This window comes from Natronomonas gomsonensis, from assembly GCF_013391635.1.
In the GTDB taxonomy this organism is placed as follows: Archaea; Halobacteriota; Halobacteria; order Halobacteriales; family Haloarculaceae; genus Natronomonas; species Natronomonas gomsonensis_A.
On record NZ_JACAWU010000002.1, the window covers coordinates 1,531,671 to 1,544,550 of the forward strand.

The 12,880-nt window shown below is 66.0% G+C and carries 14 protein-coding genes; 8 read left to right on the forward strand and 6 right to left on the reverse strand.

The genetic code is table 11. The features are described 5' to 3' along the window. Positions 1-34 precede the first annotated feature (34 nt). Positions 35-1,843, reverse strand: a complete 1,809-nt coding sequence (gene infB / locus HWX69_RS16425) for a translation initiation factor IF-2 (RefSeq protein WP_178918117.1) — start codon at positions 1,841-1,843, stop codon at positions 35-37. A 74-nt stretch (positions 1,844-1,917) separates the two neighbouring features. Beyond that, on the reverse strand, positions 1,918-2,436 hold the full coding sequence (locus tag HWX69_RS16430; RefSeq protein ID WP_178918118.1) for a plastocyanin/azurin family copper-binding protein: 519 nt from the start codon (positions 2,434-2,436) through the stop codon (positions 1,918-1,920). A gap of 114 nt (positions 2,437-2,550) precedes the next feature. Here HWX69_RS16430 and HWX69_RS16435 point away from each other — a divergent pair, with 114 nt between their 5' ends. Continuing rightward, a complete protein-coding gene (locus HWX69_RS16435) occupies positions 2,551-2,790 on the forward strand; it encodes a PRC-barrel domain-containing protein (RefSeq protein ID WP_178918119.1) in 240 nt (79 codons plus the stop codon). A gap of 6 nt (positions 2,791-2,796) precedes the next feature. After that, the gene (locus HWX69_RS16440) at positions 2,797-3,252 is read left to right on the forward strand and encodes an NOB1 family endonuclease (protein WP_156710425.1); all 456 of its coding nucleotides are present in this window, start codon (positions 2,797-2,799) and stop codon (positions 3,250-3,252) included. Here HWX69_RS16440 and HWX69_RS16445 read toward each other — a convergent pair. Beyond that, positions 3,249-3,380, reverse strand: coding sequence for a CopG family transcriptional regulator (locus HWX69_RS16445; RefSeq protein ID WP_178918120.1), 132 nt, complete (start codon positions 3,378-3,380; stop codon positions 3,249-3,251). The genes HWX69_RS16440 and HWX69_RS16445 overlap by 4 nt on opposite strands. Before the next feature lie 101 nt (positions 3,381-3,481). On the opposite strand from HWX69_RS16445, the gene HWX69_RS16450 reads away from it, so the two are divergent. Next, positions 3,482-4,228, forward strand: coding sequence for a CPBP family intramembrane glutamic endopeptidase (locus HWX69_RS16450; RefSeq protein ID WP_178918121.1), 747 nt, complete (start codon positions 3,482-3,484; stop codon positions 4,226-4,228). Here HWX69_RS16450 and HWX69_RS16455 read toward each other — a convergent pair whose 3' ends face one another. Continuing rightward, a complete protein-coding gene (locus HWX69_RS16455; protein WP_178918122.1) occupies positions 4,229-5,515 on the reverse strand; it encodes a glucose-6-phosphate isomerase in 1,287 nt (428 codons plus the stop codon). A gap of 118 nt (positions 5,516-5,633) precedes the next feature. Between HWX69_RS16455 and HWX69_RS16460 the strand changes: the two genes are divergently transcribed. Together HWX69_RS16460 and HWX69_RS16465 are read left to right on the forward strand one after the other, a co-directional pair. Then, positions 5,634-6,164, forward strand: a complete 531-nt coding sequence (locus HWX69_RS16460) for a hypothetical protein (protein WP_178918123.1) — start codon at positions 5,634-5,636, stop codon at positions 6,162-6,164. A gap of 40 nt (positions 6,165-6,204) precedes the next feature. Further along, positions 6,205-6,669: a DUF5812 family protein gene (locus tag HWX69_RS16465; RefSeq protein ID WP_178918124.1), complete on the forward strand. Its 465-nt coding sequence runs from the start codon at positions 6,205-6,207 to the stop codon at positions 6,667-6,669. Here the strand turns inward: HWX69_RS16465 and HWX69_RS16470 are convergent. Next, entirely contained in the window at positions 6,647-7,462 is an 816-nt protein-coding gene (locus HWX69_RS16470; RefSeq protein WP_178918125.1) for an MOSC domain-containing protein, read from the reverse strand. The two genes, HWX69_RS16465 and HWX69_RS16470, sit on opposite strands and share 23 nt — an antisense overlap. Positions 7,463-7,583: 121 nt before the next feature. On the opposite strand from HWX69_RS16470, the gene secF reads away from it, so the two are divergent. Both secF and HWX69_RS16480 read left to right on the forward strand, forming a co-directional pair. Further along, positions 7,584-8,453: a protein translocase subunit SecF gene (gene secF, locus HWX69_RS16475; RefSeq protein ID WP_178918126.1), complete on the forward strand. Its 870-nt coding sequence runs from the start codon at positions 7,584-7,586 to the stop codon at positions 8,451-8,453. Next, on the forward strand, positions 8,450-10,048 hold the full coding sequence (locus tag HWX69_RS16480; protein WP_178918127.1) for a preprotein translocase subunit SecD: 1,599 nt from the start codon (positions 8,450-8,452) through the stop codon (positions 10,046-10,048). Before secF ends, HWX69_RS16480 begins: the two co-directional genes overlap by 4 nt. 25 nt (positions 10,049-10,073) lie before the next feature. Here HWX69_RS16480 and HWX69_RS16485 read toward each other — a convergent pair whose 3' ends face one another. Continuing rightward, a complete protein-coding gene (locus HWX69_RS16485; RefSeq protein ID WP_178918128.1) occupies positions 10,074-11,090 on the reverse strand; it encodes a hypothetical protein in 1,017 nt (338 codons plus the stop codon). A gap of 102 nt (positions 11,091-11,192) precedes the next feature. Here HWX69_RS16485 and HWX69_RS16490 point away from each other — a divergent pair, with 102 nt between their 5' ends. After that, positions 11,193-12,806: a DUF255 domain-containing protein gene (locus HWX69_RS16490; RefSeq protein WP_178918129.1), complete on the forward strand. Its 1,614-nt coding sequence runs from the start codon at positions 11,193-11,195 to the stop codon at positions 12,804-12,806. Positions 12,807-12,880 lie beyond the last annotated feature (74 nt).

Here is a 12,880-nt window from a genome sequence, read left to right on the forward strand (position 1 = left end):
ACGTAACGAATTATCTTTTGGTATTATGTGAGAATCACTTCCCCCAGAACGGGTCCCGCTTGCGGTGTTTGTCGAGGTACATCCCGAGGGCTTCGAGTTCGTCGGTCGGGATATCCTCGGAGAGTTCCTGTTCGAGAATCTTGGCGTGTTTCTCGGGGATTTCCGTCCACAGTTCGTCGCCCTCCTCGATTTGTCGGCCGACCGTCGGGCCGTCGATGGAGGCGGCGACCTGCTCGCCGGCGCGGGCCTCGTCGATGTCCTCGCCGGCGTCCTGCAGCGATTTGAGTTCGCCGACGCGGGTGGTGTCGTTGCCCTCCCACTTGACGACGCGGGAGTTGCGCTTCAGCGTCCCCGAGAGGACTTCGACGCCGACGACGGCGGGACTGGACTGCCGGAAGGTGTGGTCTTCCAGGATGCGGAACCGACAGGGCCGCTGAATCTTGTCGAGCACCTGCTCCTGTTGGGCGCGCTCGATGCTCTCGACGTGGTTCTCGTACTCCTCGACGAGTTGGTAAATCACGTCGTCGACGAACAGTTCGACGTCGCTTTCGGCCGCCTCGCGTTCGGCGTCTTCGAGCACGTCGACGTTGAACCCGAGGATGGCCTGGTGTTTGCCCTCCTCGGCGGTGGAGGCGATAGCCACGTCGCGGGGTGCCACGTCACCGACCTCCGCGCGGACGATGGGGACTTCGGCGTCCTCCAGCGCGGAGGCGATGGCCTCCAGCGACCCGAGGGTGTCGGCTTTGACGACGACGCCGTCCTCTTCGGTGACCACGTCGATTTCGGCGAGTTCGGCCTGCACTTCCGCGATGACGTCCTCGACGGGGCGGTCGCGGACGACACGGACGGGTGCGCCTGCCATCGCGTCGTCGAGGTCCGGTGCGGCGATTTTCACGCCGGCCGCGGCGCCGACCTCCTCGACCTGCTCGAACTGCTTTTCGGTCCGGATTTCGGCGAGCGGTCGCGGCTGCAACAGCGCCCGCACGTCGGTGACGATGGGGTCGTTCTTCCCGCCGACGACGATGGTGTCGTCGGCCCGAATCGTCCCGTCGTACAGCACGATGTCGAGCGTCGTCCCGAAGCCGCGTTCCTCCTTGACCTCGAGGACCGTCCCGACGCCGGGACCGCCGACGTCGATGGACATCTCCTCTTTGAGATACCGCTGGGACAGTCCCATCAGGACCGTCAGGAGGTCGGGGACGCCCTCGCCGGTTTCCGCGGAGACGGGAACGACGCCGATGTTCCCCCGGAAGTCCTGGACTCGCCAGTACATGTCCGCCGAGAAGCCGTTGTCGGAAAGTTCGCCGATGATTTCGTACAGTTGTTGATTGAGTCGGTCTTCGGCGCGGTCGCTCTGTTTTTCCAGCGTCTGCTGTATCGGCTCGTCGGGGTTGGGGTTCCACCCCGGCACCGTGTCGACTTTGTTCGCCGCGACGATGAACGGCGTCTGGGTGCGTTTGAGGATGTCGATGGCCTCCAGCGTCTGTGGCTGGAAGCCGTCGTTGACGTCGACGACGAGGATGGCGATGTCGGCGAGTGCGCCGCCGCGTGACCGAAGCGTCGAAAACGAGTGGTGGCCGGGCGTGTCGATGAACAGCAGTCCGGGCAGGTCGAAGTCGTCGGGGTCGACGAGGCGGCCCGCGATGTCCGAAATCGTCGACAGCGGCACGGCCGTCGCGCCGATGTGTTGGGTGATGGCGCCGGCCTCGCCGGCCGTGACCGCCGACCCGCGGACCTTGTCCAGCAGACTCGTCTTCCCGTGGTCGACGTGGCCCAAGACGGCGACGATAGGCGTCCGTAACTCCGCTTCGTCCCCGGCGTCGGTGGTGTGAGCGTCAGACATAGAAAGAACTCCGTTGTTGGTGTAGTGGCCGCCCGCGGCATTTAACGGTTTCAGTCTCCGGTCGTCCGGCGTCGCTACTCCGTGACGGTGAACGACCCAGTCATGCCGCTGCTCGCGTGGGGTACGCAGTAGTAGTCGTATTCGCCGGCCGTCTCGAAGGTATGGAAGTGAACGTGGCCCTCGCCGTAGGTCGTCGTGCGACTGCCCTCGGTACCGGTCCAGTCGGTGCCATCGGGGACGCCGCCGTCGTCGTACTTGATGTTGTGTCCCGCTCCGACCCACTCCCAGAGGACGGTGTCGCCGACGGAGATTTCGAACGCATCGGGGTCGAAGTTGAGGCCGTCACCGACCGCCACTCGCTGGTCGGGGTCGTCGGGCGGCTCGGGGGTCGGTGTCGCCGTCTCCATCGGCGTCTCGGTCGGTTCGTCCGTCGGTTCCGCCGTCGGCGTGGCTGTCTCCGTCGGCGTCTCGGTCGGTGTTGCCTCGGGCGTTCCGTCGCCACCGCCGTTCCCGTTGCCGCCCTCCGTACAGCCCGCGATTCCGAGTGCGGCCCCGGCGAGTGCGGCCGTTCGGAGATACTGTCGTCGTTGCATACACGGATTCGAGCGGGCGACACTCTTCAACGTTGACCCAAATTCGACCGTACTCGACGGCCGGGGTCGCGTCCGACCCGAACGTTGATACAGGATGACGCTCAAGCGGGGAGTATGTCCGACGTACTCGCCGAGAACCTCTCGGAGAAAGAGGTAATGGGCTCCGACGGTGCGAGCCTCGGAACGCTGTACAACATCACGATGGACCTCAAGACCGGGTCGCTACAGGACCTCGTAGTCGACCCCGGCGAGCAGACGGTCAAAACCGAGTTCGACCACGACGAACACGGTAATCTCCGCGTGCCGGTCAGCCGAGTACAGGCCGTGAAAGACACCATCGTCGTTGCTCGCTGATTTTCGATGCAGATTCTCGATTCGTCGGCCTTCATCCACGACTTCACCACCGACAGCGACATCGTCACCATCCCGCTCGTCCGCGAGGAACTCGAAGACGAGGCCGGCTATCGCTTCGACGCCCTCGAAGGTTCCGGGATGCAGATACACATCCCCGACCCCAGCACGATAGAGCGGGTCGAACGCGCCGCCCGCGAGACGGGCGACGCGGAGGAACTCTCCCGGACCGACATCCGACTGCTCGCGGCCGCCTTCGAACTCGACGGAACGCTCGTCACCGACGACTACGCGATGCAGAACGTCGCCGAGAAACTCGACGTGGCCGTCGAGGTCATCGCCCGCGACGGCATCGACGAGACCAGGGAGTGGCAGTTCCAGTGTCAGGGCTGCGGGCGGACGTTCGACGACCACCGCGAGCGCTGTGAAATCTGCGGGAGCGACCTCGAACGCAAGCGGCCCTAGTCGAGCTCTTCGAGCCCGACACCGACGAGCTGTTCGAGGACCTCCTGTTCGGTCAGGCCGTACTCGACAGCCAACCCCTCGATTTGTTGCGCCGTCGTCTCGTCACAGACGAGGGTGTACCGCTCCATGCGACGAACGTATGGTACCGGTTCGCATAAAACTCCGTCAGACGGGCGACCGACGGTTCGGACTGATAAGGTTAATCGGTTCGAAGCCCCAACATCAACTAATGAGCGTCTCCGCCGAACGGTCCTCGCCGGCCCTCGCGGTCGGCAGCGTCGCCTTCCTCGGATTGGTCGGACTCCTCATCGGCGCCGTCGTCGGCCTCATCGTCATCAGCATCGCCAGCGCGTTCATCCCGATTACGAGCGATTCACCGCTGACCAGCGCCCTCTCGCTGGTCGGACAGGGTATCGGACTCGTCGGCGTCGCGGTCGTGTACCTCCGGTTCAGGGACCTCCCGTGGTCGTACCTCCGTATCAGCCGTCCAACGCTCCGGGACCTCGGTTGGGCGGTCGCCGCGACGGTCGGCCTCTTCGCCGTCCTCGCTGGGGCGAGTTTCCTCATCGACCAACTCGGGTTGACGGCGACGGAACACTCCGTCTCCCAGCAGGCCGAGTCGAACCCCGCGCTGTTGCTCCCGCTCATCCCGCTTTCGGTGCTCGTCACCGGGCCGGCCGAAGAACTCCTCTATCGGGGCGTCATCCAGACCCGGCTTCGGGAGGTGTTCGGTTCCGCTCCCGCCGTCGCCGTCGCAGCGGTCGTCTTCTCGCTCGTCCACATCCCAGCCTACGGGGCGACGAGCGGCCTTGACCCCAGCCTCGCGACGACGCTCGGAATCCTCTTCCTGCTGGGGGCTTCACTCGGTGCGGCGTACGAACACACCGAGAACCTCGTCGTTCCGGCCGTCGCCCACGGCGTCTACAACGCCGTCGTCTTCGGGTCGAGTTACGCCAACGCCGTCGGCCTCGTCTGACTACTCGACGCGGCGGACCGTCTTGTCCTCGACGGCTTCGGCCTCTTCGAACTCTCCGGCGCCGAGGAGGCCGCGGGCCGCGCGTTTCCCCCACTCGACGGCCGGCTGTGTGAACGTCGACACGCCGGACAGTTCGCCGGCGAGGATACACGCCGCCTCCATTCCGTACAGCAGTTCACCGACGCCGTGGGCGTCGAGACGGTCGATTTCGATGCGGACGTTCGGTTGTCCGGCGGCGACGAGCGACGCTTCGGTCGCCTCGAACTCCGCGTCGAGCAGTTCACCAATCGTCTGCCCGCCCAGATAGGATAGTTCTTCGACGTTCGTTTCCGGGATGTCGATGTCAGTCCGCTCCTGTGGACGGACGAGCGTCACGAGTTTGTCCTTTCGGCCGGCCCGGTACAACTGCAGTTGGGAGTGTTGGTCGGTCACACCGAGGGCGCGGGCCGGCGTCTGCCCGAGGCCGTCCTTGCCGAGGCTCTCGGCCCACAGTTGGGCGAACCACTCCCCGAAGGCCTCGAGGCCCTCGGCGTAGGGGACGAAGGCGTTCGTCGTCGCGCCGCGCTGTTCGAGCGCGTAGGCGACGGCGCCGTAGGCGTAGGCCGGACAGTCGAACAGCGACGGTTCCAGCGATGCTCGGCCGTCGGCACCACCGGCGAGAACGGCCTCGATGTCGCCGCCCAGCGCCACCGCCGGAAGCAGGCCGACCGGCGACAGCGCCGAGAACCGGCCAGGAAGCCCCTCCGGAACGCGACACGTCGGCAGGTCGTGGGTTTCGGCCAACTCCACGAGCGGCCCCGAGTCGCCGGACGTGATGACTGTCCGGTCGGTCCAATCGACGCCAGCGTCGGCCATCGCCTCCTGAACGACGAGGAAGTTCGCCAGCGTCTCGGCGGTCGTTCCCGACTTCGAGACGACGTTGACGAGCGTCTCGGACAGCGGGAGTCGGTCGAGTAGCCGTCGGGTGTATTGGGGGTCGATGTTGTCGAGCGTGTGGTGGCCCTCGAGGCCCAACGCGGCGGTGATGGTGTCGGCGCCGAGCGACGACCCACCGATGCCGACGGTCAACACCGCCTCGGGGTCGAAGCCGTCGACGGCCGCACGGATGGCGTCGGTGTCGGTGTCTTCCGGGAGTGCGAGACACGCATAGCCGAACTCGCGGTCCTCGATGCCCGTCTCGATACGGTCGTGGGCGCGGACGACGCGTTCGTCGAGGCGCTGTAAGGACTCCTCTGAGACGCCCTGTGCCGTCTCGGCAGCCAAGGCGTTACCAAAGTCGATGTACATGGTGGTAGCGGCGGGCCGAACCACAAAGGCGTTGCCGATACCCCTCGGTCGTGTCTGCTCGGCGCAGAGAAGCACCGCAACCGGGCGGTTTATTCGACGGACCCACCTACGGCCGACGATGAGCGACGGGTACTCGGGACTGCTCGGTGCGTTCCCCTACGCCTTCAGACGGAGTCGTTCGCGGCTGTTCCGGGCCTACGTCGTCGTTGGGGGACTGCTCGCGGCGATTCTCGGCGTGTTCTTCACGTTCGCGCTCGTCGTCGCCATCGCCAACACCGCGGGGTTCGGCGGCGGGACCATCACGTTCGTCCGGTCGGTGTTCCTGCTTTTGGGGTTCGTCGTCGTGACACCGCTTCTCGCGCCCGTCCTGTTCGTCGCCCGCCACCACCGCCGGGAGGGCGACGACCCACGGTACGATTTCGCGCTCGCGGTCACCGGCGCCGTCTACGTCGTGACGCTGTATCTGGGCGCCATCGCCTCGATGCCCGCGGAATTCGAACTCGACGGCGAAGTGACGACCCGACCCGATCCGAGCGGGGTCGCCGCCCCGCTCGTGGAGGCGCTGTACGCCCTTCCGGAAGTCCTCTCTTGGACCGTTCCGCTGGCCGGCGCGGCCCTGATTTATCTGGTCCACCGGTGGCTCCGGTAGCCTCGAAACGTGGAAAAGCCCAGAGCGCGTTCATCCATCCATGACAGCGCAGGAAGGTCGGTTCCTCGTGACCCACGCGGACGCCGAGTCGGCCGTCCTCAAGGACATCGACCGCGGGCAGGTCCACACGCTCGCGGAGAACCCCGGCGTCGAAGAGCAAGAAGTAATCGAGGGAACGGTCGCTCCGGAACCGCCGATGGAGGTACAGTACAGACTCGTCGATTTCGAGAGTCGCTGTCGGCTCTCGGTCGAACACAGCGCCGAACCGCCGACGAAACAGGAACGCGACATCGCCGCCGAGCAACCCGAAGGCGAGTTGACGACGTGTGAACGAGCCGGAACGGGCGAACTCCACGTCCTGACCGTCCCCGATACCGAAACCGAGGCCGCAGTCGAGGACGTCCTCGACGACGAGGGGACGCTCGCACGGGCGGCCCGCCTGGGCGTGAACCGCGTAGAGATTCGGAGCGACGATGGCGTCGTCAGCGTCCGGTATCTCCCGTAGGGTACGGCCGTTCCCCGAGTATCTCGATTTTATCGCCGACCCGGAGGGACTCCCCGACCGTCGATTCGGGGACGAACGTGTTGACCATCAGTCGGAAGTAGTGGTCGAACCACGCCTCCGAGGCCCACGCCGGAAGCGTCGCTTCGCGTTGTTCGTGGAACGTCTCCCGGAACCCGGGCGTCTCCTCCCCTGTTTCGGGGTCCCGGGTGGGGACGACACAGCGCTGACAGGGGTTCGACCCGAGGAACTCACAGTCGCCGATTCGGAAACCGATTGCCCTCTCGCGGTCGCGGTACAGGCGGTCTTCCCAGAACGGCTCGACGCCGGAGACGACGAGGTTCGGTCGGAGTCGTCGCTCCATCTCTTCGACGTCGATGTCGTCGAACCACCCCGCGACCGTCTCGATGGTCGATTCGGCGATGACGGTCGGTCCCGAGGCGAGCGTGTCGTCCGGAAAGCCCCCAGCCTCGTCGTGGCGGAGTTCGACGGGCTCCTCGAAGTACCCCGAGAGCCACGCCTCGATGGCGTCGGTGTCATCGAGGTCGAACGCCGTGGGGTCGCCGTCGTTCGGCCGGAGCGTCAGCCGGCCGGCTTTGGGGTCGAACCACGACCGGAGTCGGTGAACTCGGCGATCGTTCTTCCCGTTGACGTAGTTGCCGTCGGCGTCGACGATGGCGAACTCGCGGTCGTAGGAGAGGCCGCCGTCCGGCCGAACCGTCGCCCGCTCTATCGTCCCGTGTGGGTCGAGCGACTTGACGGGGTAGACGACGATGCGCTCCAGCGTCGCGGACATGTCCGACGATTGGACCCGGCGGTGTTGAAGGGTGCGGTTGCGGCTACGGGCGCCGACCGCCGAGAACCCTTTCGAGACACGAACGACAACCCTTATTCGAGGTCCACTCACACCGAACGGCATGGACCTGACGGTACCGACTGTCGATTACGCCGACTACACCAACCGTCAGTTGATAGCCCTCCCGCTCGGGCTGTTGGCGGTAGCAATCGGCATCCTCGTCGTCGCGACAGCGATAGCGGGGTCACCGGTGTCGCTCGGTATCGAGTTTACCGGCGGCGCCGAGTTGCAGGTGGAAACGACTGATTCTCCCGAGGAGATACGCGATACCTTCGACGAACCGGTCGACTCCGTCACGCCGGTCGGAACGGCGGGGAGTAACTCCTACATCGTGGAGTTCCAAGAGGGCGAGTACGAGGACCTCGAGACGCTCCGGACCCAAGCCGAGGACGAGGGATACACGATAGAGTCCTCCGGAACCCGGTCGGCGAGTTTCGCCGCCGAATCACAGACGCAGGCGCTCATCGGACTCGCGATAGCCTTCGCGGGGATGGCCGGACTCGTTTTCCTCCTGTTCCGGACGTTCGTCCCCTCTATCGCCGTGGTCGCTTCCGCGTTCTCCGACATCGTCATCCCCTTGGCGCTGATGCGGCTGTTCAACATCGAGCTGACCCTCGGTACGGTCGCGGCGCTTCTGATGCTCATCGGGTACTCCGTGGACTCCGACTTGCTGTTGAACAACCACGTCCTGCGGCGACACGGTGACTTCTACACCTCGACGTTCCGCGCGATGCGGACCGGTGTGACGATGACGGTTACCTCCATCGCGGCGATGATTGTCATGACCGTCGTCGCCAGCCAGTTCGGCATCCCGCTGTTGCCCCAAGTCGGCATCGTGCTCGTGTTCGGCCTCACCACCGACCTGATGAACACCTACCTGCTCAACGTGAGCCTGCTTCGCTACTACAAATACGAGGGGATCGCACAATGAACCTAGAACTCAGAGAGAACTGGCGCATCTGGCTGCTGGTCGTGTTCATCCTCGTCAGCACCATCGCCGTGTTCGCACCGCTCGGTGGGGGCAGCGGTGGCGCGAACGCGACCGCCGCGAACGCGACCGCCGACTCGACCACCTCCGAATACACGAACCTCCGGTTCGGGCTGGAACTCTCCGGCGGGACGCAAGTCCGCGCGCCGCTTGCTGGCATGACCGCAAGCGGCCTCGAGTTCAGCGTCGACGACGAACGGGCCATCGAGCAGACTGTGCGGGACGAACTCGACCTCGGGGCGGGTGACGTACGCGCCGACGCCGAGGGCAACACCGTCGAGGTGTTCGACGACCGCTTCGTCGGCGATACGAACCAATCGGAGTTCGCCGCCGCACTCAACGAGGCCGGCTACGAGGTGAGCGAAGACGACATCCGCATGGGTGTAACCGACACCACCCGTGACCGTGCCGAAGACGTGCTGACGAACAAGATCAGCCAGGGTGGCCTCCCCGGCGGCACCGTCACGCAGGTCGCCTCCCCGGGACAGCAGTTCATGCTCGTCGAGGTGCCGAACGCCAACCGCTCTGAGGTCATCGACCTCATCGGCGACCGCGGACAGGTCGAAACCGTCGCGCTGTTCCCGGGCGAGAACGGGACGTACCAGAACGTCTCGCTTTTGACCCAGAGCGACTTCGCCAGTATCGGTGGCGCGACACAGGAGCAGGGACGGACGTTCGTCCCCGTGACGCTCACCGAGCAGGCGGGCCCGGAGTTCGGCCAAGCGATGCGCGATTACGGCTTCGACCAGCAAGGCGGGACGAACTGTAACTACGACCTCAACGAGTCGATGGCCGAGAACAAGGGGGAGAACCCCGGTCGGTGTCTCCTGACCGTCCTCGACGGCGAAGTCGTCTTCGCCGCAGGGGTCAACCGAGACCTCTCGGCGTCGTTCCGCGACGGCTCCTTCGACGACAACCCGCAGTACCAGACGACGACGACGAGCCTCGAGGAGGCTCGCGAACTCGAACTCAACATCCGCGCGGGGGCGCTCCCGACGCAACTCGACATCGACAACCGCGGGACGACGTTCTTCCTGTTGCCGAGTCTCGCCGAGCGGTTCAAGCCGCTGTCGCTCGCCACCGGCGCGGCCGCAGTCGGTGCAGTCGCGCTCGTGGTGTTCGCCCGATACCGAAGAGCGGAGGTGGCGGCACCGATGCTGCTCACCGCCGCCGCGGAGGTGTACATCCTGCTCGGCTTCGCCGCCGCGGTGGGGTTACCGCTGGACCTCTCTCACATCGCCGGCTTCATCGCCGTCATCGGGACCGGGGTCGACGACCTCGTGATAATCGCGGACGAAATCATGCAACAGGGTGAGGTTCGGACTTCACGCGTCTTCGAGTCGCGGTTCAAGAAGGCGTTCTGGGTCATCGGCGCCGCCGCCGCGACGACCATCATCGCCATGTCGCCGCTGGCGGTGCTGTCGTTGGGTGACCTCCAAGGGTTCGCCATCATCACCATCGTCGGCGTCCTCATCGGCGTCCTCATCACGCGGCCGGCCTACGGCGACATCCTCCGCGTGCTCGTGTTGGACGACTAACCACCCCTTTTCACCCCCTTCTGATTCAGTCGGCGCGTCGGCGAAGTCCCAGCGCCACGAACAGCGCCACGACGCCGGCGACCGTGAAGCCGAACCCGGCCCCGTCGGCCGCCGCTGGCGAGGCGTCGTCAGTGTCGGTGGGGTCGTCGTCGGTCGTCGGCGTTTCCGGCGGTTCCGTCGGGAGTGGCGTGAACGTCTCTGTCGGCGTCGTTTCCGGCGTCACAGTCGGTGTTACCGTCCGTGTCGCCGTCGGCGTCGAAGTCGCTGTCGCGGTTGGGGTTGCCGTGGGAGTCGCCGTCGCTGTCGGCGTCGGAGTCCAGGGCCCCGACATCGGGCCCAACTTCAGTTGGGCGTCGCTCTCGTTGTCGCACTCACAGACGTACGTTTCGTTCGTTTCGACGGTGAAGCCGAAGGACTCACTTTCCGTGTCGGTTTCCTGCGGGCCGGTGCCGTTGAGGAACACATCCGCGGCGTACCAGCCGGGTTCGTCGGTGGTGTCGGCACAGGCGCCGCCCGGCGCCTCGTCGCTCAACTCGAGGACGAGTCGGTCCTCGCGCTCGACGTGCGGCGGGTTGCCACCGAAATCGCTGCCGTTGTAGAACTCGACTTCGATGCGGTCCCCGAAGCGCATCTGACCCCCGTCTTCGAGAAACTCCCGTTCGGTCTCGCCGTCGTTGTCCTCGTCAATGCCGAACGTCGCGACGTTCGTCGGGTCGCAGTCGCTGTGGTCGACCGCGTCCGTTTCGACGATGAGTTGGTCCGGGGCGATGCCGTCCGATGCGCCGATGTCCTCGAAGACATCGCCACCCCGTAGCGTGTATCTGACGCTGGCGTTATCGGTTCCGGGGTGGTGGTCTTCCGCTTCGAGGAACTCGAACGTCGCGTTGCCCGCTTCCTCGGGCTCGTAGTGTGGTGCGTCGGATTGGGCCGTGCCATCCGCGGAGGCGAAGCCGACGGCTGCAACCGAGGCCACGCCGACGCAGACGACGGCGACGAGGACGGCACGTCGGACCGACACCTGACCACAACCGAGTCGGAACATGGCCGCTGTCACGACGACGGCCCACTAAACGGAACCGCCGGCAATCCGCTACGGTTTTTCGCACTTCGAAGCGCTTTCCCCCACCGGACCGAAAGGACAGCCATGACCTTCCGAGACGGCACGCTCGTCGACTGGCACGAGTGGGGACCCTCCCCGTTCGAGACCGCCGACCGTGCCGGCAAACCCGTGCTGTGTTCGCTGACGGCGCCGTGGTGTGAGTGGTGCCACCGGATGGACGAGGAGACGTACTCGGACCCCAAACTGGCCGCCAACATCGGCGACAGTTTCGTCCCCGTTCGCGTCGACATCGACCGCAACCCCCGCGTCCGGGAGCGGTACAACATGGGGGGGTTCCCGACGACGGTGTTCCTAACGCCCGACGGCGAGGTCCTGTCGGGAGCGACGTATCTCGGTCTCGATGGGATGCGACAGGTACTCGACAGCGTTCGGGAATCTTGGGACGCGAAGGGCGCGACCGCGGGGAGCGTCCCGCGGGCGCTGTCCGGCGAAGACCTGCCGAGCGGCGAGGTGACCGCCGACATCGAAGCCCACATGGTCGAACAGGTCGCCGCCGCCTTCGACGAGGAGTTCGGCGGCTGGGGCACCGGCGCGAAGTTCCCGCTTCCGCAAACCATCGAGTTCGCGCTCAAACGCGACCGTCAGCGGGCGACGCGAACGCTCGAAGCGGTTCAAACGCACCTCTACGACACCTACGACGGCGGATTCTACCGATTCGCGGAGAACCGGAGTTGGGGCGAACCCCACCGCGAGAAACTCACAGACGAGAACGCCGCTCTCCTCGGAGCGTTCACCTCGGGATACCTCTACACCGGCCAGGAATCCTACCACGCCGCCGCCGAGGGCACGGTCGATTATTTGACGACGACGGCGTGGACCGGCGAGGCCTTCGCCGCCAGCCAGGCCGGCAGCGACTACTACCTGCTCGAACCGACCGAACGCGAGGAGGCCGACCCGCCGCACGTCGATACGACGGCCTTCGCGGACCGAAACGGGATGGCCGCCGAGGCGCTGTTCCGCTTCGCCGCGGTCACCGATCACGAAGGAGCGACCCGCTACGCCGAACGGGCTCTGGAGTTCGTCCTCGAAACGCTCGTCGATGACGGCCACGTCGCACACTTCGACGGTGAGGATAGCGAAACCGGACTGCTCGCCGACCACGCGCGAGTGCTGTCGGGACTCACCGCCGCCGCACAGGTAACCGGCCCCGACGGCTGGCTCGCGCCGGCCCGGGCAGTCGCCGACGACGCCATCGACCGCCTCGTCGACGACGGCGCGTTCCTCGACGGCGACGCGGAGGGGGCCGGACTGCTCGACCGACCCCTCCGGCCGCTGGAGACCAATGCGGAGATGGCCGACGCGCTCCTCGATTTGTGGGCGCTGACCGACGAGGACCGCTACCGTGCCGCCGCGACCGATGCGCTCGCGTCGTTCGCCGGTGCCTACGACCGAATGGGCGTCGAGGTGGCCGGCTACGCGGCCGCCTGTGCCCGCGCCCACTACGACCCGCTCGTCGTCCGGACGCCCGCCGCCGGGACGGACCTCCACCGGGCCGCCCTCCGCATCGCCGACCACGAGAAGGTGGTCGTCCCCGCGGACCGCGAAAACGCCGTCGTCGTTCGGAGCGGAACCGAGACGGTACCGGCTGAGACGCCCGACGAACTCCTCGAGCGCGCTTCTGAGGGCCCGAGTCCCTGAGCCGCGTGCCGTGGGGACGTGTGACTATCCCAACAACAACTCCAACCGTTCCTAAACTTACGATGTGTTTATAT

Bases quoted from the DNA above. Each gene is read 5' to 3' on its own strand.
- infB (WP_178918117.1), bottom strand. From the start codon at position 1,843: ATGTCTGACGCTCACACCACCGACGCCGGGGACGAAGCGGAGTTACGG.
- HWX69_RS16430 (WP_178918118.1), bottom strand. From the start codon at position 2,436: ATGCAACGACGACAGTATCTCCGAACGGCCGCACTCGCCGGGGCCGCA.
- HWX69_RS16435 (WP_178918119.1), top strand. From the start codon at position 2,551: ATGTCCGACGTACTCGCCGAGAACCTCTCGGAGAAAGAGGTAATGGGC.
- HWX69_RS16440 (WP_156710425.1), top strand. From the start codon at position 2,797: ATGCAGATTCTCGATTCGTCGGCCTTCATCCACGACTTCACCACCGAC.
- HWX69_RS16445 (WP_178918120.1), bottom strand. From the start codon at position 3,380: ATGGAGCGGTACACCCTCGTCTGTGACGAGACGACGGCGCAACAAATC.
- HWX69_RS16450 (WP_178918121.1), top strand. From the start codon at position 3,482: ATGAGCGTCTCCGCCGAACGGTCCTCGCCGGCCCTCGCGGTCGGCAGC.
- HWX69_RS16455 (WP_178918122.1), bottom strand. From the start codon at position 5,515: ATGTACATCGACTTTGGTAACGCCTTGGCTGCCGAGACGGCACAGGGC.
- HWX69_RS16460 (WP_178918123.1), top strand. From the start codon at position 5,634: ATGAGCGACGGGTACTCGGGACTGCTCGGTGCGTTCCCCTACGCCTTC.
- HWX69_RS16465 (WP_178918124.1), top strand. From the start codon at position 6,205: ATGACAGCGCAGGAAGGTCGGTTCCTCGTGACCCACGCGGACGCCGAG.
- HWX69_RS16470 (WP_178918125.1), bottom strand. From the start codon at position 7,462: ATGTCCGCGACGCTGGAGCGCATCGTCGTCTACCCCGTCAAGTCGCTC.
- secF (WP_178918126.1), top strand. From the start codon at position 7,584: ATGGACCTGACGGTACCGACTGTCGATTACGCCGACTACACCAACCGT.
- HWX69_RS16480 (WP_178918127.1), top strand. From the start codon at position 8,450: ATGAACCTAGAACTCAGAGAGAACTGGCGCATCTGGCTGCTGGTCGTG.
- HWX69_RS16485 (WP_178918128.1), bottom strand. From the start codon at position 11,090: ATGTTCCGACTCGGTTGTGGTCAGGTGTCGGTCCGACGTGCCGTCCTC.
- HWX69_RS16490 (WP_178918129.1), top strand. From the start codon at position 11,193: ATGACCTTCCGAGACGGCACGCTCGTCGACTGGCACGAGTGGGGACCC.